This is a genomic window from Streptomyces sp. NPDC002809, from assembly GCF_040295435.1.
In the GTDB taxonomy this organism is placed as follows: Bacteria; Actinomycetota; Actinomycetes; order Streptomycetales; family Streptomycetaceae; genus Streptomyces.
The window spans coordinates 1-19,756 of record NZ_JBEOVJ010000041.1; the positions used below are offsets into that span (position 1 = coordinate 1).

Annotated in this window: 18 protein-coding genes; 5 read left to right on the top strand and 13 right to left on the bottom strand. The window is 72.9% G+C overall.

Going from position 1 to position 19,756, the window contains the following annotated elements; genetic code table 11:
- The coding region (locus tag ABT025_RS23225) for a Dabb family protein (protein ID WP_350997611.1) at positions 1–286 on the top strand (286 nt) is incomplete at its 5' end.
- A 58-nt stretch (positions 287–344) separates the two neighbouring features.
- On the opposite strand, the gene ABT025_RS23230 is transcribed toward ABT025_RS23225, so the two are convergent.
- Complete coding sequence (locus tag ABT025_RS23230) at positions 345–1,340, bottom strand: alpha/beta hydrolase (RefSeq protein ID WP_330828028.1); 996 nt, start codon at positions 1,338–1,340, stop codon at positions 345–347.
- Between the two features lie 273 nt (positions 1,341–1,613).
- Here ABT025_RS23230 and ABT025_RS23235 point away from each other — a divergent pair, with 273 nt between their 5' ends.
- Positions 1,614–2,540: an alpha/beta hydrolase family protein gene (locus ABT025_RS23235; RefSeq protein ID WP_350997615.1), complete on the top strand. Its 927-nt coding sequence runs from the start codon at positions 1,614–1,616 to the stop codon at positions 2,538–2,540.
- A gap of 55 nt (positions 2,541–2,595) precedes the next feature.
- Here the strand turns inward: ABT025_RS23235 and ABT025_RS23240 are convergent, their stop codons facing one another.
- From ABT025_RS23240 to ABT025_RS23260, 5 genes are all read right to left on the bottom strand, one after another.
- Complete coding sequence (locus ABT025_RS23240) at positions 2,596–4,053, bottom strand: aldehyde dehydrogenase family protein (protein WP_350997618.1); 1,458 nt, start codon at positions 4,051–4,053, stop codon at positions 2,596–2,598.
- A gap of 31 nt (positions 4,054–4,084) precedes the next feature.
- On the bottom strand, positions 4,085–5,308 hold the full coding sequence (locus ABT025_RS23245) for an FAD-dependent oxidoreductase (RefSeq protein WP_350997621.1): 1,224 nt from the start codon (positions 5,306–5,308) through the stop codon (positions 4,085–4,087).
- Positions 5,305–6,810 (bottom strand): aldehyde dehydrogenase family protein, encoded by a 1,506-nt coding sequence (locus ABT025_RS23250; protein WP_350997624.1) that lies wholly within the window; start codon positions 6,808–6,810, stop codon positions 5,305–5,307. The genes ABT025_RS23245 and ABT025_RS23250 overlap by 4 nt, the downstream gene beginning before the upstream one ends.
- On the bottom strand, positions 6,807–8,090 hold the full coding sequence (locus ABT025_RS23255) for an acyl-CoA dehydrogenase family protein (protein ID WP_219573256.1): 1,284 nt from the start codon (positions 8,088–8,090) through the stop codon (positions 6,807–6,809). Before ABT025_RS23255 ends, ABT025_RS23250 begins: the two co-directional genes overlap by 4 nt.
- A gap of 171 nt (positions 8,091–8,261) precedes the next feature.
- Positions 8,262–9,539, bottom strand: coding sequence for a flavin reductase (locus ABT025_RS23260; RefSeq protein ID WP_350997628.1), 1,278 nt, complete (start codon positions 9,537–9,539; stop codon positions 8,262–8,264).
- A 239-nt stretch (positions 9,540–9,778) separates the two neighbouring features.
- Between ABT025_RS23260 and ABT025_RS23265 the strand changes: the two genes are divergently transcribed.
- Positions 9,779–10,564: an IclR family transcriptional regulator gene (locus ABT025_RS23265; RefSeq protein WP_350997631.1), complete on the top strand. Its 786-nt coding sequence runs from the start codon at positions 9,779–9,781 to the stop codon at positions 10,562–10,564.
- Between the two features lie 46 nt (positions 10,565–10,610).
- On the opposite strand, the gene ABT025_RS23270 is transcribed toward ABT025_RS23265, so the two are convergent.
- Both ABT025_RS23270 and ABT025_RS23275 read right to left on the bottom strand, forming a co-directional pair.
- On the bottom strand, positions 10,611–11,303 hold the full coding sequence (locus ABT025_RS23270) for a hypothetical protein (RefSeq protein ID WP_350997633.1): 693 nt from the start codon (positions 11,301–11,303) through the stop codon (positions 10,611–10,613).
- Between the two features lie 71 nt (positions 11,304–11,374).
- Complete coding sequence (locus ABT025_RS23275; protein ID WP_350997636.1) at positions 11,375–12,316, bottom strand: hydroxymethylglutaryl-CoA lyase; 942 nt, start codon at positions 12,314–12,316, stop codon at positions 11,375–11,377.
- A 64-nt stretch (positions 12,317–12,380) separates the two neighbouring features.
- On the opposite strand from ABT025_RS23275, the gene ABT025_RS23280 reads away from it, so the two are divergent.
- Both ABT025_RS23280 and ABT025_RS23285 read left to right on the top strand, forming a co-directional pair.
- A complete protein-coding gene (locus ABT025_RS23280; RefSeq protein WP_350997639.1) occupies positions 12,381–13,574 on the top strand; it encodes a CaiB/BaiF CoA transferase family protein in 1,194 nt (397 codons plus the stop codon).
- A 1-nt stretch (position 13,575) separates the two neighbouring features.
- On the top strand, positions 13,576–14,217 hold the full coding sequence (locus ABT025_RS23285; protein ID WP_350997641.1) for an isochorismatase family protein: 642 nt from the start codon (positions 13,576–13,578) through the stop codon (positions 14,215–14,217).
- A 77-nt stretch (positions 14,218–14,294) separates the two neighbouring features.
- Here ABT025_RS23285 and ABT025_RS23290 read toward each other — a convergent pair whose 3' ends face one another.
- Genes ABT025_RS23290 through ABT025_RS23310 form a run of 5 tightly spaced genes read right to left on the bottom strand, consistent with a single transcriptional unit; the run spans position 14,295 to position 19,753 of the window.
- Positions 14,295–15,026 carry a hypothetical protein gene (locus tag ABT025_RS23290; RefSeq protein WP_350997644.1) on the bottom strand — a complete coding sequence of 244 codons (732 nt, stop codon included), beginning with the start codon at positions 15,024–15,026 and terminating at the stop codon, positions 14,295–14,297.
- On the bottom strand, positions 15,026–15,685 hold the full coding sequence (locus tag ABT025_RS23295; RefSeq protein ID WP_350997647.1) for a neocarzinostatin apoprotein domain-containing protein: 660 nt from the start codon (positions 15,683–15,685) through the stop codon (positions 15,026–15,028). Before ABT025_RS23295 ends, ABT025_RS23290 begins: the two co-directional genes overlap by 1 nt.
- Positions 15,682–17,556 (bottom strand): hypothetical protein, encoded by a 1,875-nt coding sequence (locus ABT025_RS23300; protein ID WP_350997649.1) that lies wholly within the window; start codon positions 17,554–17,556, stop codon positions 15,682–15,684. Before ABT025_RS23300 ends, ABT025_RS23295 begins: the two co-directional genes overlap by 4 nt.
- Positions 17,553–18,740 carry a COG1361 family protein gene (locus tag ABT025_RS23305; protein ID WP_350997652.1) on the bottom strand — a complete coding sequence of 396 codons (1,188 nt, stop codon included), beginning with the start codon at positions 18,738–18,740 and terminating at the stop codon, positions 17,553–17,555. Before ABT025_RS23305 ends, ABT025_RS23300 begins: the two co-directional genes overlap by 4 nt.
- Positions 18,737–19,753 (bottom strand): WxL protein peptidoglycan domain-containing protein, encoded by a 1,017-nt coding sequence (locus ABT025_RS23310; RefSeq protein WP_350997655.1) that lies wholly within the window; start codon positions 19,751–19,753, stop codon positions 18,737–18,739. Before ABT025_RS23310 ends, ABT025_RS23305 begins: the two co-directional genes overlap by 4 nt.
- Positions 19,754–19,756 lie beyond the last annotated feature (3 nt).

Consider the following 19,756-nt stretch of genomic DNA (forward strand, 5'->3'; position numbering starts at 1 on the left):
TTTGTTGTTTTTTTGGGGTTCCCCCCACCCGGGCGCCGCGCCCGAGGCGCGTCGCCGGCTGGCCGAACTCGCTCCACTCGTACCGGAGATACGGTCGATCGAACTCGGCCTCGACACCGTCGGTTCACCGGTGTCGTTCCATCTGTGCATGATCACCCGGCATGACGACGAGGCCGGGCTGAGCGCGTACCAGAACCATCCGCGACATCTGGAGCTCGCCTCGTGGCTGCGTCCGCGCCTCGCCGACCGGGCCGTGGTCGACCATGCCGGGTCCGACGCGGGCTGACCCCCGCGCGCGAACGGGTCGAAGGTGCCGCGAGCCGGGGCTCGCGGCACCCGGGCCGTCAACTGCCGCTGCCCGCGAGGGTCTCGGTGGTCCCGGCCGTGATGAGCGACTGATAGTAGGAACCGCCGGGGTAGTAGGTCGTGGTCGTCGTGCCCGAGAGGGCGTCCGACGCCCAGCCGACGGCCAGGGTCTGCAGAGCGGTGATGTTCTTGGCCTGCGAGGTGCCACAGGCCAGCGATGCGGCCCCGTCACTGCTCGCGCCCTCGGAGTCCACGTGTGATCCCGTGGTCAGTTCCACACCGAGGAACGGCGCGGCGGGGTAGGCGTTGCGGAGCACGGTGGTGCCGGAGGCGTCGCTGTTGCAGAGGTAGGGCGGCGAGGCGATGACACGCACGGGGAGCGAGGTCGCCGACAGGCCGGCCAGCGAGTCCGCGCTGTTCTTACCGATGACGGACGTCACGGGATCGAGCAGCACGAGGCCCTTGAGCCGGGCGAACGCCGCCGGTGAGGTGACGCGCAGCCGCTCGGCGACGTACTCGACGGCCTCACCCCCGGCGGAGTGACCGGAGAACAGCAGCTTGGTGGGCAGCGAGGTGCCCGTGCGCCCCACCTTCGCCGCAGCACGCGCGTAACTGGCCGCGAGTGCGCTGGCCGAACCGTCCGCCCCGCTGAACAGGGTCGCCACGTTGTTCAGGAACGGCTTGTTGTTGCCGATGTTCTGCAGCGTGCAGCCGAAGATGTCCGCGCTGGGCAGGGTCGGGACGAACACCACGTAGCCGGCGGCCGCGTAGTGGTTGGCGAGGTCCGCCATGTTGGCGCCGGACCGTACGAATCCGTGCTGGAGCCAGATCAGCCCCTTGGCCGCACCCGACGGGAAGTACCAGTCGGCGTCCGGGTGGTAGGTGAAGGCGGCACAGGAGACGTCGACGTCGGTCGAAGCCGAGGTGACGCCGGTAGCAGCCGTGTCCGCCTGCGCGGACGCCGGGACGGCGAGAGCTGACAGCGCCACGGCGATGGCCGGCACGAGGATTCTCAGGCGGGAAAGCACACGCATGGAGGCCTCCGAGTACGGGGCGGGCGTTTCCATTGTAGAAACGCTGTTCCACTCCCGGGTGAGGGAGATGACAGCGAACAGACGGGCCCACTGTCAAGAGTCCGTCCCCGCAGCCGCCCCAGAATGTCAGCCTGTGCACCGTTCCTGACGGGCCGTCGGCCAGAAAGCTTTGACTGCGCATGGGCCGAGACCTGGCGCGAGTGTCCCCCTGAGTGGAACTCTGTTTCCCAGCAAGGAACACAGCCGAGTTCCCTTCCCCTCATCGGAGAGTCCGTGAGAAACCGAAGAGCACGTCTCCTGATCGCACCACTGGCCCTGATCGCCGCACTGTTCGCGGCTCCCGTGCCGGCGTCGGCGACAGCGGCGCAGGCGTCTGCGACACCCGCGGTGGCCATGTACCAGACCACCTACGGTGGTGACGACGCCGACGTGTACTACCCCTCGGGCGGCACCGACCTGCCGGTGGCACTGCTGCTGCAGGGCGCGAAGGTGGACCGCGCCCAGTACGCCCAGTACGCGACGGCGATCGCCCGGCAGGGCTTCGTCGTCGTCGTGCCCAACCACTACCGTCTGATGATTTTCGAGTGGGAGCGTTACGCGGCCGAGCACCAGGTCACGCGGACGGTCAGCTGGATGAAGGACACGAAGTACGACGCTTCCTCACCGCTGTACAAGCGCATCGACAGCGGAAAGATGGTGCTGCTCGGACACTCCTTCGGCGGAGCCGCCGGACTCGCCGCAGCCGAGGACTCGTGCAGCACGGTCTTCTGTCCCGCGCTGAGCTTCGACCTGCCGAGCCAGGTCAAGGCCGCGTCGTTCTACGGCACCAACAACGCCTTCCTCGGCATCTTCGCCGATATCGACAACCAGATACCGGTGCAGTTGGTGCAGGGCACCGCCGACGGCATCGCGCCGCCGTCCGACGCCGAGCAGACGTACAACCACCTGGAGAACACGCCCAAGCAGATCGTGCGGGTGGGAGGCGCCAACCACTACGGGATCACGGATGTGCAGAGCCCCTCGCCCGCCGAGAGCGAGACCTCCGCACAGTCCCTGACGCAGGCCCAGAGCATCGAGGCCGCCGCACGCTGGGCGGGCCGCTTCCTGCGGGCCGAGCTCGGGGACGCGGCCGCGGCCGACTACATCTGGAACACCGGCGACGCCGCCGACCCGGGCGTGACGGTCACCGGCGCTTCCTGATCCACCCCCGGTGCCGGGACGGTTCCCCGTCCCGGCACCGGGCACGTGGACGCGCTTACCCCGGCACCGGGTAGGCTCCGGGCGCCATACCGCCACCGCCCGGCCGGAAGGCCGCGGGGGCGTGCACCACGCACGACTGCGTGTACTCCGCGAGCCCCTCCGCGCCGTACTCGCGGCCGTGGCCGCTGCGCTTGACGCCACCGAAGGGGGCGCGCAGGGACATGCCGGTGCGGTTGTGGGTGTTGACGAAGCAGAAGCCGGCGTCCAGCCGGGCGGCGAACGCGAACGCGCGGTCCTCGTCGGCACTCCACACCGAGGCGCCCAGTCCCAGTTCGCCGGCGTTGGCCCGGTCGACCACCTCGTCCTCACGGTCGTAGGGCAGCACCGGGACCAGAGGGCCGAACTGCTCCTCACGGACCACCGGGACGTCGTCGCCGAGGCAGGTGAGCAGGAGCGGTGCGACGAAGTGGCCTGCCGCAACGTCGGTGTCGGGGCAGACCGTGCCGAGGGGTGTGGCACGGGCGCCGCGCCGCAGCGCGTCGCCGATGAGCGCGGTGAGCCGGGCGGCAGCCGCCGCGTTGACCACCGGGCCCACCGTCACCCCGGGGTGCAGCGCGTCGCCGAGCCGGACGACCCGGTCGGCAGCCGCGGTGAAGGCCGCCGTGAAGCGGTCGTGGGCGCGCCGGGGCACGTACACGCGCTTCACGGCCATGCACACCTGACCGGCGGTGGCGAGGCAGGCCATGACCAGCCGGTCCATGGCCTCGTCGGTGAGCGCCGCGTCGTCCAGCAGGATCGCGGGATCGTTGCCACCCAGTTCCATCGTCGTCGGGGTGAGCGCCGCCGCGGCCAGCGCACCGACCGCGCGGCCCGCACGCTCACCACCGGTGAACGCCACCTTGAACACGCCGGGATGGCCCACCAGGGCCGCGGCGGTCGACTCGTGTCCGTGCAGGGTGTGCAGCAGACCCGGTGGAAAGCAGCCGGCCACGTTCCGCAGCAGCCCGTCCAGTGCGAGCGGCGCCAGTGGAGAGGGCTTGACCAGCAGGGCGTTGCCCGCCGCCAGGGCGGGGGCGAGCTTCAGGACGGTGAGCACCACCGGCGCGTTCCACGGGGTGAGCGCCGCCACCGGGCCGTAGGGGCGCCGGCGCACCACCAGGCGTCCCTGCCCGTCGTCCACCTCGTGGTCGGCGAGCAGGGACGGGGCGGCGTCCGCGTACCAGCGCAGTACGGCCGCGGAGAACGCCAGTTCGCCGCGGCAGTCGGCAAGCGGTTTGCCGGACTCACGGGCCAGCAGGACGGCCGCGTCCGCCGACCGGCGCTCCAGTTCCGCGGCGGCGGCACGCAGCGCCTCGGCCCGCACCTCCGCGGGCTCCGCCGCCCAGATGCGGGCGGCCGAGCCCGCAGCAGCCACTGCCCGCCCGACATCACCCTCCCGCGCGACAGGCACAGTTCCGACGGACTCCCGCACACGGGAAGGATTATGACGTTCAATCAATTTCTGGTCAGTCATGGCCTCTCCTCGGGCGGGCGCCGCGCACCGCTCAGGAGACGGGCCGCAGCGAGGCGATCATCGAGCTGCGCAGCAGGGCGCCGCGCGAACGGACAGGGTCGGCGGCCGTGGCGCGCAGCTCGGCGAGCAGCTCCGCACGGGCTTCGGGGTCGCGCACCCGTAGCCGTTCCCAGTTGCGGTGGGTCTGCGCACCGACGTAGGTGAGGGCGCAGAGCCGTCGGGCTTCGGCGGCCGCGTCGAGCTCGGCGTCCGCGCCGGGCTCGCCGCGCACGAGGGCCGCCAGGGGGGTGGCGAGGAGGACCGCGTCATGGATGCCGCTGTTCATACCCATACCGCCGAGCGGATTGTTGACGTGCGCGGCGTCACCGCACAGCAGCACCCGCCCGTGCCGGAAGCCGGCGGCGACCCGCTGGTGCACCCGGTAGAGACTGGCATGCGCCACCCGCCAGGGCCCAGCCACGCCCATGTCGGCCCGAAGCCTGGCCAACCGATCTTCCAGGCGCGCGAGTTCATCCTCGTCCGAGGTCCCGTCCGGGGTGGGAAGCAGGATCCGCCAGTGGTCCGGGGTCCGCAGCAGCACCAGCCACTCGTCGGGGTCCAGCACGTAGGCGATCGGTGCCAGGCCGGGCAGTTCGGTGGTGAGGTCCGCGTCCAGGGAGGCGACGAGGAAGCGTTCCGGGTAGGTCATGCCCTCGAAGCCAACGCCCAGGGAGTGCCGCACGGCGGAGTGGGCGCCGTCGGCGGCCAGCAGATGACTCCCGCGTACGATGCGCCCGTCGTCGAGGACGGCGGTCACCGAGCTGTCGTCCTGCCGGACGTCGGCCACCTTGCATCCGAAGCGCAGTTGGGCTCCTGGGATTTCGGCGAGTGCGTCTGCCAGCAGGGGTGTCAGTTTGTTCTGTTCGCACTGCACCCGGTAGGGGTACGGGGTGTCCTCGCTCAGCACGGCTAGGTCGAGTTCGGCGACCGGCCCGGTGTGACGGTCCCGGTACTGGAACGTACGGGCGATCAGGCCCCGGGCTACGAGGGCGTCGGCCACGCCGAGGCCGTCCAGCACCTCCAGGGTCGGCGGGTGGAAGGTGGAGGCCCTGGACTCGGCGGCGAGCGCGCCCCCCGCCTCCAGGACGGTGACGGGCACACCCGCACGGGCCAGTACGAGCGCGGCGGTGAGACCGACGGGGCCGGCGCCCGCCACGAGTACCGGAGTCCGGTCGGCGGGTGCGCGGGAGGCCGTGCGGTCGGCGGGTGCGCTCATCGTGTGCCTCCGCCTGGCCCGGCCGCGGTGTGCAGGGCGAAGCCGCCCTCGACGCCGGTGACCCGGCTGCCGGTGAAGTGCAGCAGGGTCTCGTCGGTGCCCTCGTCGACCAGGCCGGACAGGCCCCAGGCGGGGCGCGGGGTGTCCATGTGGAGGCTGAGCACCGAGGAGCCGTTGACCTTGACCTCACCCGCCCGGATCCGGGCGGCCACGGCGAGGGCGGCCTCCTCGTCCTGTCCCGTCACGTATGCCTCCAGTCCGTAACCGGTGGAGTTCGCCAGCGCGACGGCCTCGTCGAGTGTGTCGTAGGGGTGGACGGTCGCCACCGGGCCGAAGATCTCCCCGCGGGCGTACTCCTCGGGGGCGCCGGTGAGCAGAGCCGGGGCCAGCCAGTTGCCCCGGTCGGGAACCGGCGTGAAGGTGTGTTCCTTCGCGCCGAGACGGGTGAGGGCCGCAACCGAGGTGCGCACGGAATCCCGGTGCCGGGAGTGCGCGAGCGGCCCGTATCCGGTGTCGGGGCCGAGTGGGTCGCCGGTCCGCAGAGAGGCCAGGACCTCGCCGATGGCTTCGACCAGTTCGGCCTGGCGGGCGGCCGGCACGACGAGTCGTCCCAGGGCTCGGCACCACTGGCCGTTGAGGGTCGTGAGCAGTTCGGCGGCGATCCGGGCAGCGGCGGCGGTGTCCGCGTCCTCCATGACCACCAGCGCGTTGTTGCCGCCCAGTTCCAGCTGGGCGGGCTTCAGAGCGCGTCCGCAGGCGGCTCCGACCTCACGTCCGGCCGGTGTGCCGCCGGTGAAGGAGACCGCGCGCACCCGGTCGTCGGCGACCAGCCGGGCGCCGGTCGCGGCGTCGCCGTGCAGGAGCTGGAGCAGAGCGGGCGGCGCGCCGGCCTCGGTGAGCCCCGCGACGGCGGCCTCCACCATCAACTGCGTTCCGTAGGGGTTGAGTTCGGGTGCCTTCACCAGCACTGGACAGCCGGCCGCCAAGGCGGAGGCCGCCTTGTGGGCGGCCATCGGGGCCGGTGCGTTGTAGGGGACCACACACAGGGCCGGGCCGAGGGCCTCCCTGCGCACGGTGACAAGGCGCCCGTCGGGACGGGTGAGAGTGCTGACGAGCACCGAGCCCCGCAGCCGGGCGGCAGCCAGCCTGAAGGCACCGCCGAGGATGACGCCGAGAACCGCGGTCTGCGCGTGCGGCACCCCGCTGCCGAAGCTCTCGGCCAGGGTGATGTCGGCGGCCCGCGCCTCCACCGCACCGGCGGCGGCGTCAAGGGCGTCGGCCCGTGCGGCGTCGGGCTGCATGGCCCAGGCCCCGGAGCGGTGCACCCGGTCCGCGGCGTCCAGCGCGCTCTCCACTCGGGCGTCGGTGCTGGCACGCGCGGGGTCGAGGTCCTCGCCGGTGACGGGGTTCTGCCGGAACAAGCCGCCGGGGAGCGGGCGGCAGACCCCCGGCCGCCCGTCGACGAGGTCGGCGACCGGCTCGGGGTGGAAGGACGTGGTCATCGACCGCTCTCCACTGTCGCGAAGAGTGCGGTGGCCCGGTCCTCGGACGCCATCTTGGCGACCTCCAGCCGTCCACGCTCCGCGGGGAACGTCATCACCAGCCCCATGGCGAGGTCGCGCAGGGTGCGGCCGATGATCCCGTCGAGGGTGGCGCCGGACGTACCGCACGCCTTGAGCGCGCCGAGCGCGACGTCGAAGCACGCCTCGGTGACGGAGCCCTTGCCCAGCCGCCATTGCCGGAAGACCTCCGGCTTGGGACGCAACGGCGGCTCGGAGGTCTCGAGTTCGAGCTGGCGGCCGAGCCACAGGTAGGCGGTCTCCAGGCGCTGGGTCATGTCGCCGATGAGCACCTGGTGCATGGGGCTGGCGGCGATGGGGCGCCCGGTGTCGGCGAAGGTCTTGCTGGTGAGGCGGTCCAGGGTGTGGTCGTAGACGGCCTGGGCCGCGCCCGTGTACACCGCGGCGATGGCGAGTTGATTGCCCACGAAGCTGCCGCGGCTGACCTGGAGCATCCGGGTGAAGGCGCCGGGGACGACGAGCGCGTCCTCGTCCGGCACGGTCACTCCGTCGAGGCGGATGCCGTGGTTGGCGCTGCCGCGCATGCCGATGCCGTTCCACGGCTCGCGGGACGACACGCCCGGAGACTCCCGCTGCACGAGGAAGAGGGCGAGGCCGTCCGTACCCTCGACGCCGTCCAGACGTGCGGTGACGAGGTAGACGTCGGCGACGCCGGTGGCGCAGCCGAAGGACTTCTCGCCGTCCAGTCGCCAGCCGCCCTCGGTACGACGGGCGGTGGTCGCGATGGAGATGTTGGCTCCGGAGCTCTTAACGGACTCGCTGGCGAAGTTGCCCATCCACTGTCCGCCGGCCATCGCCTTCAGCACCCGCTCGGCGAAGGCGGTGACCTCAGGGATCTCGCCGGCCTCGAACAGACCCGCGCGTATCGCTTCCAGGGGCAGCAGCCCGCGCGAGGCGCTGGTGTTGTGGAAGAAGAAGGCCAGGGCGGTGGACGGGCAGGCGGTCCCCATGGCGAAGGTCGCGGCAGCGAGGTCGCGCAGTCCGCCGCCCAGGCCGCCGTACTCCTCGGGAACGACCAGACCCAGCAGGCCGGCCTCCCTCAGCAGGGCGACGTGGCCGAGCGGGAACTCGCCGGCGGCGTCGGCTCCGGCAGCGGCCTCGCGCAGGGCGGGCAGTACGGACTCGACCCGTCGGGCTCGGTCCAGTTCCTCGGGTGTCATGGCATCGATAAGACGCTCGCCTGTCAGGCGTGGTGCTGTCATGCGTCGACTCCTCGGCGGGAAGGGTGGGCGAAGGAAGGATTGCGATGGCGCGGTGCGCCGCGTGCGGTCAGCGGTGGTGCGGATACGGCGGCGGATGAGCCGGGCTGGTCCGGGATCCGGCGACCCGGCGGATGAGCCGGGCCGGTCCGGGATCCGGCGGAGGCGGCCCGCTCAGGCGGGGCGGCGGGGCCGGCCGCGCCGCACGAGGCGGTTCAGCTCGGTGCGGCACTCGGCGAGGGGGCCGGACTCGACCGGCACCCCTACGCCCATGCGGGAGCAGAGCAGCAGTAGCCGTTCGGTGTCCAGCGTTCCGTCGCAGCCGGCGAGAGCGGTGTCGAAGTGGCGGACGCCGCTCTTCATCGCGGTGAGCGCGTTGACCAGTCCGAGACCGTGGTCGTCACGCAGACACAGCCTCAGCGGGATCCCGCCGGCCAGTTGGACGGCGTCCTGGAGCAGCAGTCTCAGGTGCAACGGCGAGCTCTGGTCGGGGGAGGCTTCACCCCCGGTGTCCTCGGCCTCCTCCAGGGCGATCTCGTCACAGCCGGCCGAGCGCAGCGCGGCCACGAGGTCGAGCACACGGGGTGCTCGCGAAGGGTTCAGCGCGTCGGGGATCCGACCGACGACGGTGACCGATCCGGCCGCCGCGGACAGCAGCGCGGGCACATCCGCGAGTCGGACACCGGGCTCTCCGGGACGTTCGGCCACCGTGAATTCGACGGCGGTGACTCCGGAGGCAGCCGCCGCCGCGGCCGCGTCGGGGCCAGGCACCAGGACCGAGACCGGCAGGGCGCGGTCCTCGGCGTCCCTCGCACCGACAGCCTGACCGGCCGGCAGCCTGACGCGCACCCCGGCGCGTGAGAGCGCGTCGAGCAGGCGGGCGGCGGGCCGGCGGGGAGCGGCACGCAGCGCGAGCTGCACGGCCGACCCCACGTCGGCGACCGTGACCGCGTCCGGCAGCGGGTCGGCGATCTGGCCCCAGGCGCGGGAGTGGAAGAGCAGCGGCGAGACCAGCCGGGGCACGCGGGCGTCGACCACCTCGCCCACGAAGATGGTGTGGTCGCCGCCCGGGTAGGCGTGCCGGACCTTGCAGTCGACCCAGGCGGCGGCGTCGGTGAGGACCGGGCTGCCGGTGACCCGGGTCTCCCAGCCGGCGTCCTCGAAGCGGTCCTTGACCCCGGGCTCCATTCCGGCGAACCGCCGGCCGAGGTCGATGTGGTCACGGCCGAGCACACTGACCGCGAAGACACCGTGCTCCTCGATCAGTTGATGGGAGCGGATCCTGCGGTCCATGCACACCAGGACCAGGGGCGGGTCGAGGCTCAGGCTACAGAAGGAACTGGCCGTCATGCCGTGGCGGCCGAGGGCCCCTTCGGTCGTGACAATCGCGACGCCACTGGGCCAGCGTGCCAGCGTCTGCCGGAAAGTGGACTCGTCGACGGCGGCTCGCATGGCGCCTCCCGGCGGTGTGTTCGTTGAGGTGTGGCATCCCGAGCGGGCTTCATGTTGTTTCCTCTAGCGGAACGGTGTCACGATGAGCGTAACGACGGGCTTCATTCGGTGTCAATGGCGAACGGTGACAGCTCGGCGATCGCGTTTCCCTTGGGGAAATCCCGGCCCTATGCTGGGCGATGGTCGGCGCAAACGCCCCGACCGGCCCCCCAACGGCCCGGCACCGCAGAAGGAATAGCGTGAGCGAGGAGAACAGCAGCAGGTCGATCGCCGCCGTCGAGCGGGCCATGGACGTACTCCTGCTCTTCGGCCGCAGCGGCCGGGCGGACCTCGGCGTCACCGAGATCGCGCAGGAGCTCCACATCACCAAGGCGGTGGTGCACCGCATCCTCACCGCCCTGCGCAACCGCGACCTGGTTCTGGCAGATCCGGTGACCCGCCGCTACGCACTCGGCCCGGCAGCCATCTCACTGGGCCGCGCGTACCTGGCCCGGACCGACCTGCGCACCATGGCGGCCCCCGAGCTGCGGCGCCTGGCAGCACAGTGCGGTGAGACGGCGACGCTGTCCATCCGGCGCGGGGACACCCGTCTCTATGTCGACCAGGTGGTGCCGCAGCAGGAGTTGCGCATCGAGGTGGCGCTCGGCATCCCCTACCCGCTGCACGCGGGGAGCTCCTCCAAGGTGGTGCTCGCCTTCATGCCGGAGCGCGAGATCGAGGAGTACCTGAGCCGGCACGAGCTGGAACCGATCACCGACCGGACGGTCACCGACCCGGCGAAGCTCCGCAAGGAGCTCACCGCCATCCGCCGCCGCGGCTACGCCACATCGACGGGCGAACGCGAGGGCGGATCGGTCTCGGCCGCGGCACCGGTGCTCGGACACGACGGACACGTGTTGGCCGCGCTGAGCGTCGCGGGGCCGCAGTCACGGTTCAAACCCCGCATGGCCGAATGCGTCCCGCTGCTGATGGCCGCCGCGGAACGGATCTCCGCCGAGTTCGGCCACCGCCCCGGCACCGGTTGAGCTCCCGGGCCGGCCCGCTCCCGGGCCGGCCCCGCCTCCCGTGCGATCACAGGGACGCGCCGGGCTTGAAGACACCCAGCGCCGCCGCCACGAGCACAGAGCCCCAGATTCCCGCGACGTACGGCACACAGCCGTTGACCGCTCGGCGCAGGACGTCCTCCGTCCCGGGTGTCGATCCGTCCCGGGCCAGGGCGGCGAAGGCCGCCCCGAAGGGACGCAGGGTGAGCCGGATGCCGAGACCGCAGGCGATGGCCGTCGCATAGAGCATCACCTTGGCGCCCAGCCAGTGCGGGCTGGTGGTGACACCGAACGGCTCGGCGGCGAAGAGCGTGTACGCGCCCACCCCGAGCAGGACCACCGTCAGCCCGATGCGCACGGTCCAGTCGACCCACCGCACCAGTGGATACCGGCCGGGGTGATGGTGGTCGACCACCGTCAGCCACAGCCAGCACGCGGCGGCACCCCAGGCGGCCGTGGCGGTCCACGCGTTCAGCAGGGAGGCGCCGTGCGGGTCGAGCGCCATCAGTGTCACCCCGCTGGGCAGGAACAGGACCAGGCAGATCTTCGGTCCCATGTCGAGCACACCCATGATGCGCAGGGCCGTCGACCGGGCCTCGAAGCTCAGGTCACGCGCGAGCACATAGCGGCTGGAGACGTAGACACCGAGATCTCCTCCGAGCCAGAACACGAACAGCACGATGTGCAGCAGGACCCACCAGCCGTGCGGGTGTGCTCCCATGACGGTCCCTCAATTTCCTCGTGGTGTGGGTGAATCGGCGGCGGACACGGGCGGTTCCGGGACGGCACGGCTCACTTGACCGCTGCGGTGACGCCGGGCGGGAAGCCGCCTGCGCGGCCGAGCAGCGCGGGCACCTGACTGCCGAGCCGGTCGCCGAGACCGCGGCCGATGTCCGCGGCGGCCACCAGGTCGATGCCGGTGCTCACCCGCATCCGCTCCATCAGGTAGACGAGGTCCTCGGTGGCGATGTTCCCGGTGGCGGCGGGGGCGAACGGGCAGCCGCCGATGCCACCGAGCGACGCGTCCAGCCAGCCCGCGCCGGCGTGCAGCGCGGCCACGGCGTTGGCGTAGCCCGTGTTCCGGGTGTTGTGGAAGTGACAGCGCAGTCCGGTGCCGGGAGCGGCGTCGGCCACCCCGTGCAGCAACCGGGTCACGGCGTCCGGGGCCGCGACGCCGATGGTGTCGGCGAGCACCACCTCCGCCGCGCCGGTCAGCGCGCCCCGCCGGGCCAGTTCCACCACATGATCCTCGGGCGTCTCGCCCTCGAACGGGCAGCCGAAGGCCGCGGCGATGGTCAGCGAGGGGGCCACGCCCGCCGCGTGGGCGCGAGCGGCGACGGCTTCCCAGGCGGTGAAGGCGTCTTCCGTACCCACTCCCTGGTTGCGGCGGCAGAAGGTGTCGCTCGCCACCACGACGCAGTTGACCTCGTCCACGCCACTGTCCAGCGCGCGTTCCAGGCCGCGCAGGTTGAGCACCAGGCCGGAGTAGCTCACTCCCTCGGTGCGGGGCACGAGCTCCATCACCTCCTCGGCTCCCGCCATCTGCGGCACCCGGCCGGGGTGGACGAACGCCACCGCCTCCACCCGTCGCGCGCCTGCGGCGACGGCTCGGGCGATCAGTTCGGCCCGCTCGGCGGGCGTCAGGATCTCGGACTCGTTCTGCAGCCCGTCACGCGGGGCGACTTCGACGATGCCGACGGCGGACGGGGCCGCCTCGGCTGCTCTTCTCTCCATGTCCGTCATTCTGCCTGCCTGGTTCCTCTGGCGGAACAGCGTTTCCCAAATCTACACTCGGCACATGACTGGACCCCTCTCCGATATCCGCGTGGTGGAGACCGGCACGCTGCTGGCCGGCCCCTTCTGCGGTCAGTTGCTCGGCGACCACGGAGCCGAGATCGTCAAACTCGAAGACCCCGGCCGCGGCGACCCGATGCGGCAGTGGGGGCGCGAACGCCCCTACGGCACCTCCCTGTGGTGGCCGGTGGTCGCCCGCAACAAGAAGTCCGTCACCTGCAACCTTCGACATGCCGAAGGCCAGCGACTGGCAAGGGAGTTGATCGCCACGGCCGACGTGCTGGTGGAGAACTTCCGCCCCGGCACCCTGGAGCGCTGGGGGATGGACTACGCGACACTCTCCGCCCTGAACCCCCGGCTGATCCTGGTCCGCGTCACCGGATACGGTCAGACCGGCCCGTACGCCCCCCGGGCGGGCTTCGGCTCCATCGGCGAGGCGATGGGCGGCATCCGGCACATCACCGGAGAGCCCGACCGGCCCCCGTCGCGCACCGGGGTCTCCCTCGGCGACGCCCTGGCCGGCACGATGGCGGCCTACGGCGCGACGATGGCCCTGCACGCCCGGGAGCGCACGGGCCGCGGCCAGGTCGTGGACTCCGCGCTCTACGAGGCGGTGCTCGCGTACATGGAGTCGCTGATCCCGGAATGGGAGATCGGCAACTACCGGCGCGAACGCACCGGCGCGGTCCTGCCCAACGTGGCCCCCAGCAACGTCTACCCGACGGCCGACGGCGTCGATGTCCTGCTCGCCGCGAACCAGGACACCGTGTTCTCCCGCCTCACCGAGGTGATGGGACGTCAGGATCTGGCGGCGGACGAGCGGTACGCCACCCACAGCGCGCGCGGTGCGCACCAGGTGGAGCTGGACGTGGTGATCGCGGAGTGGACCGGACGCCAGAAGGCCGAGACGCTGCTCGCGGCGCTGCACGAGGCGGGCGTCCCGGCCGGGCGGACGTACACGGCCGAGGACATGCTGACCGACCCGCACTTCGCCGCGCGCGAGGCCATCGTCCGGATGCCGCACCCCGACTTCGGGGAGATCCCCATGCAGAACGTGGTGCCGCGACTGTCCGACACACCGGGCGAGGTCCGCTGGGCGGGCCCCGAACTGGGCGCGCACAACGAGGAGATCTGGGGCGGCGTGCTCGGCCTGGACGAGGCGGAGCGCGCCCGGCTGGCCGCGGACGGAGTGATCTGAGGTGGCAGGCCGGCTCGACGGCGACTACGCGGCGGCCGGCTTCGGCCGCCGCGTGGGCTGGGGCGAGCGCCCGGCGCTCCTGCTCGTCGACGCGGTCCGCGCCTACGCCGAGCCGGACTCGCGGCTGTGGCTGGAGACCGCCGGCGCTGCCCTGACCGCCATGGCAGTCCTGGCGTCGGCGGCCCGCGCGGCCGGGGCTCCGGTGGTCTTCACCGCAGTCCACTACGACGGCGACCCGGCCTTGGACGCACCGCACTTCCACCGCAAGGTGCCGGGTCTGGACGCCTTCCGGGCGGGCAGCCCCTACGCGGGCTTCACCCACGCCTGCCGGCCCGAGGAGGGCGACCTGGTGGTGCGCAAGCACTACCCGAGCGCCTTCTTCGGCACCGGCCTGCACCGGCTGCTCGCCGATCGCGGCGTCGACACCGTGGTCGTCGGCGGCTTCTCCACCAGTGGGTGCGTGCGGGCCAGCACGCTGGACGCGCTCCAGTACGGCTTCCGGCCGCAGGTGGTACGGGAGGCCGCGGCCGACCGTGACCCGGAACCCCACGAGGCCAATCTCTTCGATCTGGACTCCAAGTACGCGGATGTGATCGCCCTGGACGATGCCCTCGCCCGGTTCGCGGCGCACGCCCCGGGCTGACGGGCCATTGCGCTCGTACGTCCGCCCCCATGACGCCGAACATGTCATGGGGGCGGACGTACGAGCGGGAGTCCCGGTCAGTCGCGCCGGCGGCGCGGCATCAGCAGCAGGGCCGAGCCACCGCAGAGCACCAGCGTCGCGGCGGCCAGCAGGCCGACCGGGATTCCGTCGATGCTCCCGGTGTGGGCCAGGCTGTCGTCGGCCCCGGACGTGCCGCCGGCCGACGTGTCCGACGACCCCCCGCCTGAGGAAGAGGAACCTCCGCCTGAGGAATCGGAACCCCCGCCGGAGGAAGCTGAATTCCCACCGGCGGCGGCTGACGACGCGGTGGCGGAAGGGCTCGGGCTCGTCGACGGAGTACCGCCGCCGGCTGACACCGTGAGCGGCACCTGGACCATTTCCTTGGTCGCGGTGATGAAGACGGCGATCACGCAGGCGCCCGGCGCCTGCGTGCAACTCACCCCGCCCGCTTTCGCCTTGATGGTGATCTTGACGCTGGTCGCGTTGTCGGACGAGGCGTGCCAGACACCGGAGGCATCGGTCTTGCCGATGTGGGCGGAGTCGGCCGAGGTCTCGCAGTCGGTCGGTCCCGCGGGGGTCGGCTTACACAGGCCGAGCGGCGCGAAGCCCTGGCTCGCGCTCAGCCCCTTCGCGGACACGGTGACCGTGTCACCGACCGCGATTCCGGTGGTCTTGCTGACGGTGAGCACGCCCGCGGCGGAAGCCGTCGGGGCAGTGAGTACGGCGGTGGCGAACGCCACCGCGCCGGCACAGGCCAGTGCTGTGGACCGGCGGAGCACGGTGCGCATCAGGTGGTACCTCCAGAACGGAAGAGAGGGAAGGACTTCGGGCGGTGCGGGAACCGCGACAGACCGGCGCAGAGCACGACCACGGACAGACAGGCCGCCCACAGCCCCGTCGACGGGCCGTCCCAGCCGGAGTCGGAACCGCCTGCTCCGGCGGCCGCCGTCCGTGCGTGTCCGACACCGGACGGCTCGCCGGTGACGGTGCCGCCCTTCAGACCGATCGGGATGTCGACGGTGTTGGGCGGGCGCAGCGAGGCCGGGGTTCCGGCGGGCAGCGGGGAGACTCCTACGACGCACTGGGTGGTAAGGCAGTCGGCGCCGGCGACCGTGCGGTGCACGGTGAGCGTGACCTTCGGCAGCCGTCCGTGCGCGTCGATGTTGACCAGGGCGGCGCCTCCGGTGAGTTCGCAGTCCTTGTTGTCGTGGTAGCCCTGCTTGCACAGGCCCACCGCGACCGAGGTGAGTCCTGGCCGGAATCCCTCGCCGGTGACGGTGATGTGTCCGCCCTCGACGAGTCCGGTGGCCCTCGAAACCGTGACGGTGGCACCCGCGTCCGCGGCGCCCGCCACGGCGGCCGGCCCGAACAGGGGGATCAGCAGCGGGCCGCAGGCAGCCGCCGCCATGGCGGCTCGGCGCGCACGCGACCGGGCGGAGTGGGTCATACCGGCTTCCTTTCGTGTGAGGCCGTTCCTTCGACCACGGCCGGCCCGGACCGCGGCACGTCGGTGGAGGCGGGACGGCGGCGGGACCGGCCGGCGCGGGAGGGGCGGCGCTCCGTGAGGTCGATCGGCCGGCCTCCGAGCAGCGTCGCGGCGCTGCCGGATGTGGCCACCAGCACCACGGTCCCCTGGCCGGCGATCCGTCGCACGAGCGAGGCCAGTTGGGGGTCGTCGGCGAGGGCCGCGGCAGTCGGGGCGGTCAGGTCGAGCAGCAGCAGCCGGGGCCGGGCCAGGAGCGTCTGCGCCAGACCCAGCACACAGCGCTCGGCGGGTTCGAGTTCGGCCGGGGGATCGTCGAGCCTCGCGTGCAGCGCCGGGAACGCGGCAAGTGCGCTCTGCTCCAACTCCACCACACGGGAAGGTCCGTGGCGCTCGGCGGCGGCGCGCAGTGCCTCGCGGACCGTACGGTCCGAGGCGATCTGCGGCAGTACGCCGACGCCGGTGGCGTTCACCGGGTCCACGGCCGCCGACAGGCCGAGCAGCCAGCGCGAGCGCGTGTTCATCCGCCGCACGTCCTGGCCGTGCAGGCGGACGCGGCCGGCGGCCGGCCGGGCCAGACCCGCCAGGGCCCGCAGCAGGGCGACCGCCCGCCGGCCCGACCTCTCGTCGCGCAGCACCAGGACGTCGCCCGGCGCGGCGGCCAGGCGCAGCCGCCGGATCTCGGTGTGGCCGCCTCTTCGTACGGTCAGATCCTGCACCCGCAAAAGGAGTTCGGCCGCGGCCGCTTCGGTCGCTGGCTCCCCGGCGGTGCGGGTCAGCAGGACGGTCCCCAGCAGAGGCGGCAGGGCGCACAGGACGAGCGCGTCACCGGCGTCCAGGGCGCCGCGCAGGCCGGACAGGGTGCCCATTCCGGCCAGCGCGCCCAGCAGGACCCAGCCGGCGTCCGTGTCGAGGCGCCGGCCGGTGAACGCCCGGTCCAGCAGGCGGCCGGCGAGCGCAACGCAGCAGAGGAGGGCTCCGAAGGAGACGGCCAGCCGGTCCGGGCCTGCCGCGGTGGCCAGTGCGAGCAGGGCCGCGCCGGCACCCGCCAGGAGCGTCGCGGCTCCCCGGCGGGCGTCGGCGGCGGGCACACCGTCGGCGGGGAGGCGGAACAGCAGGTACAGCAGCGCGGCTCCGGCGGCGGCCGCGGCGAAGTACGTGGCCTGCTGCGCCCCGAGCAGTTCGAAACGGAAGGTGAGGAAGTCCTGGGTGGCCAGGGCGCCCGCCCCGGCGGCGAAGCCGACGGCGGCATGGGCGGAGCGAACGGTGCGGGAGCCCGCCCCGGGCAGGCCCGGCACGGGTTCCGGGACCGGGTCCTGCACGGCCCCGGACAGGGCCACGGGTGCCAGAACCAGTACACCGGCCACCGCGCACAGCAGCAGGGCGCTCTCGGGGCGGTCCGGGAGCAGCCACACGGCCGCGCCGCTCGCGGCGAAGCCGGTCAGCGCCGCCGGGTACCAGGCTCCGTGGGTACGCAGGACGAAGGCGGCGGCGCCGAGGGGCGCGGCCGGCAGGACCGCCCCGCAGAACACGGCGACGTGCGGCACGGCGCCCGCGAGGACCACGAGCAGACAGGCCGCCAGCGCGCAGCGGGCGGCGCCGCGCGGATGACCGCCGCAGCGTGCGACCAGGCGCCGGGTCAGCGGCAGCCCGGCCAGGGCCAGGAGGGCGCCGGTGAGCAGGACGTAGCGGACGGCGGCGCCGGGCATGCCGAGGATTCCGCCCAGTTGCTGGGCGCCGAGCACGAGGCCGCCGGTCACCAGCCCGGTGGCGGCTCCCGCCGCGGCGGCGTGCGCGGCGGCCGAAGACCGGTGCGTGAGGGAGAGCCGGTTCATGTCCGCCTCCCGGCCTCGGTGACCACCGGCGCGTCACCCTGCGAAGCAGGAGGCGGGGTCGATGCCAACAAGGCTTCCAACGTGTCCAGTCGTACGGGATCGATGAGGGCGGGCCGGCCTGCCAGGCGGCGCAGCAGCCCTTCCATGCCGAGGGGCTCGGACCGGACCGCCGGGTCGTCGGGACGGGCGGGGGCCGCGGGCAGCATGGCGAGCATGGAGTGGAGTCCTTCGGCTGTGACCGGGACCGCCGCCGGGGCGGGGAACGTGGCGGGGGCGGGCGGCGGGACCGGGGCGGGCGGCCGGTTCCGCCGACGGCGGATCGCCCAGCCGGCGGAGAAGACGGTGAGCAGGACCGAGGCGCCGGCCACGGAGATCAGCCCCCAGGGGTAGAGGTCGGTGGTGACGACGAACGACCGGGAGTCGTAGCGGCCGCCCACCGAGTAGCGGCCGAAGGAGGCCAGTGGCATGGCCACCGGGACGCGGTAGGTGGCCTGCTCCCCCGGCTTCAGCGGGGACGTGAGAGGGGCGGCGACGTCGGTGTCGATGCTGCTGCCCCCGCCCCAGCGCACGATGAGCGGGGTACGTCCGAGTGTGGCGGTGCCGGTGTTGCGGACGGTGACGACGAGGGTTCGGTGAGGGCGTCCGCCGAAGAGCTCGGCGAGGCCGCCGTCCCCAGTCAGTTCGGCGTCGACGACGGCCACTTGGGGGGTGCTGGTGCCGGGATCGGGCACCACACCCTCGGGGACGTCGGCCACCTCGATGTCGGTCGTGGCGCTGCGGGCTTTCTGGCCCGCTCCTGTGGTGGCACGGACTACGCACGGACAGTCGGCGGGCGGGGCGCCCACCAGGAGGGTCAGCCTGAAGGTTCCGTCGGCCGCGACCAGGGCGACCGCGCCGCGGGTGGTGTCGCAGTCGGAGCTGCCATGGACGGCGCGCAGCCCGCACACCTCGGTCTGCACGGTGGCGCCGACGGGCCAGTCCGTGCCGCCGACCGTGACGGGACGGCCTGGGACCAGCCGGCCGGTATCGGTGCTGATCGCCGGCCGGGCAGCGTCCGGCCCGTCAGCCGCCACTGACGGGCCGGCGGCCAGGGCGACGGCGACGACGGCCGCGGCGAGGGCGCCGGGAAGCGGGGAGAGGAGGCGGTGAGCGGCCGGCGGTGCCACGGCCCGGCGAACGGTCATACGTGCTCCAGCGCGAGGGTGCGGCGACGCCGGCGGAGCTGGGACAGCCCGGCGACGACGAGGGCGGCGGCGACGGCCACGGCGCCGAGCGTGGGCCAGGACAGGGCCAGGCGGTTGACGCGGGCGGTCGTGTCGGGCGTCCCGGTCGCGGAGACCGTGACCTTCGCGGTGAGCAGGTCGACGGGCGGCGAGCGGCCCGTGTCGAGGGTGAGTTCGGTGTGCTGGCCGGGCAGGATCAGCGGCAGGGACCGGGTGCGGGTGGCGACGGTACGGCCGAAGAGGCCGGTGACCGCGATGGCGGCCTTGCCCTGCACCGGGGTGTTTCCGGTGTTGGTGACGGTGTAGTGGACGGTGGCACGACCCGCCTCGAAGGGGGTGTCGCCGGACGACTGGTCGAGGCGGACCCCGCTCACCGAGAGTCCCGGGGTGAGCGGTCCGGAGACGGTGAGCTCCAGGCGGACCGCGATGGCCCGCTGGATGCTGACGTCCACGCCGGAGTCGGTGGTGCCGGCGCCTCGCAGGGCGTTGTCGAGGGCGATGACTCCGCCCGTGTGGGTGCCGGGGGTCGCGTCGCGGGGAACGGTGACGGTGAACGGGATGTCGGCGGCACGGCGCGCGGGGATGACGAGGGCGTTGGTCCGCAGCTTCACCCACGCGCCGATGGCGCGCTGGGCCTCGCCTGCCTGGCGGTACGCGAGCCCGCCGTCGCGGGGGGTGTTGTAGGCGTCGGCGCCGTACACCTGGAACGAGATCGGCTCGCTGGAGAGGTTGCTGACGCGCACCGAGTCGCGGATGACGGCGCCGGGCGGTGCGTCCAACTGGAACACCAGGCGCCGGGCGCCGCCGGAGCCCTTGTCCGTGGGCTGTACCGACCACGCCTGGGACTTCCCGTCCGTGCCGGCCGTGGCAGCGGCCTCAGGTGCGAGCAGCCAGCCGGCCAGGGCGGTGAGCACCGCGAGCACGGCGAGCGGGACCGAACGGGCGGCCATGCGGCCGCGGGCGGTAGGACGCATCGG

Bases quoted from the DNA above. Each gene is read 5' to 3' on its own strand.
- ABT025_RS23260 (WP_350997628.1), bottom strand. From the start codon at position 9,539: ATGCGAGCCGCCGTCGACGAGTCCACTTTCCGGCAGACGCTGGCACGC.
- ABT025_RS23240 (WP_350997618.1), bottom strand. From the start codon at position 4,053: ATGACTGACCAGAAATTGATTGAACGTCATAATCCTTCCCGTGTGCGG.
- ABT025_RS23270 (WP_350997633.1), bottom strand. From the start codon at position 11,303: ATGGGAGCACACCCGCACGGCTGGTGGGTCCTGCTGCACATCGTGCTG.
- ABT025_RS23290 (WP_350997644.1), bottom strand. From the start codon at position 15,026: ATGCGCACCGTGCTCCGCCGGTCCACAGCACTGGCCTGTGCCGGCGCG.
- ABT025_RS23300 (WP_350997649.1), bottom strand. From the start codon at position 17,556: ATGAACCGGCTCTCCCTCACGCACCGGTCTTCGGCCGCCGCGCACGCC.
- ABT025_RS23250 (WP_350997624.1), bottom strand. From the start codon at position 6,810: ATGACCACGTCCTTCCACCCCGAGCCGGTCGCCGACCTCGTCGACGGG.
- ABT025_RS23295 (WP_350997647.1), bottom strand. From the start codon at position 15,685: ATGACCCACTCCGCCCGGTCGCGTGCGCGCCGAGCCGCCATGGCGGCG.
- ABT025_RS23275 (WP_350997636.1), bottom strand. From the start codon at position 12,316: ATGGAGAGAAGAGCAGCCGAGGCGGCCCCGTCCGCCGTCGGCATCGTC.
- ABT025_RS23305 (WP_350997652.1), bottom strand. From the start codon at position 18,740: ATGACCGTTCGCCGGGCCGTGGCACCGCCGGCCGCTCACCGCCTCCTC.
- ABT025_RS23245 (WP_350997621.1), bottom strand. From the start codon at position 5,308: ATGAGCGCACCCGCCGACCGCACGGCCTCCCGCGCACCCGCCGACCGG.
- ABT025_RS23280 (WP_350997639.1), top strand. From the start codon at position 12,381: ATGACTGGACCCCTCTCCGATATCCGCGTGGTGGAGACCGGCACGCTG.
- ABT025_RS23230 (WP_330828028.1), bottom strand. From the start codon at position 1,340: ATGCGTGTGCTTTCCCGCCTGAGAATCCTCGTGCCGGCCATCGCCGTG.
- ABT025_RS23310 (WP_350997655.1), bottom strand. From the start codon at position 19,753: ATGCGTCCTACCGCCCGCGGCCGCATGGCCGCCCGTTCGGTCCCGCTC.
- ABT025_RS23255 (WP_219573256.1), bottom strand. From the start codon at position 8,090: ATGACAGCACCACGCCTGACAGGCGAGCGTCTTATCGATGCCATGACA.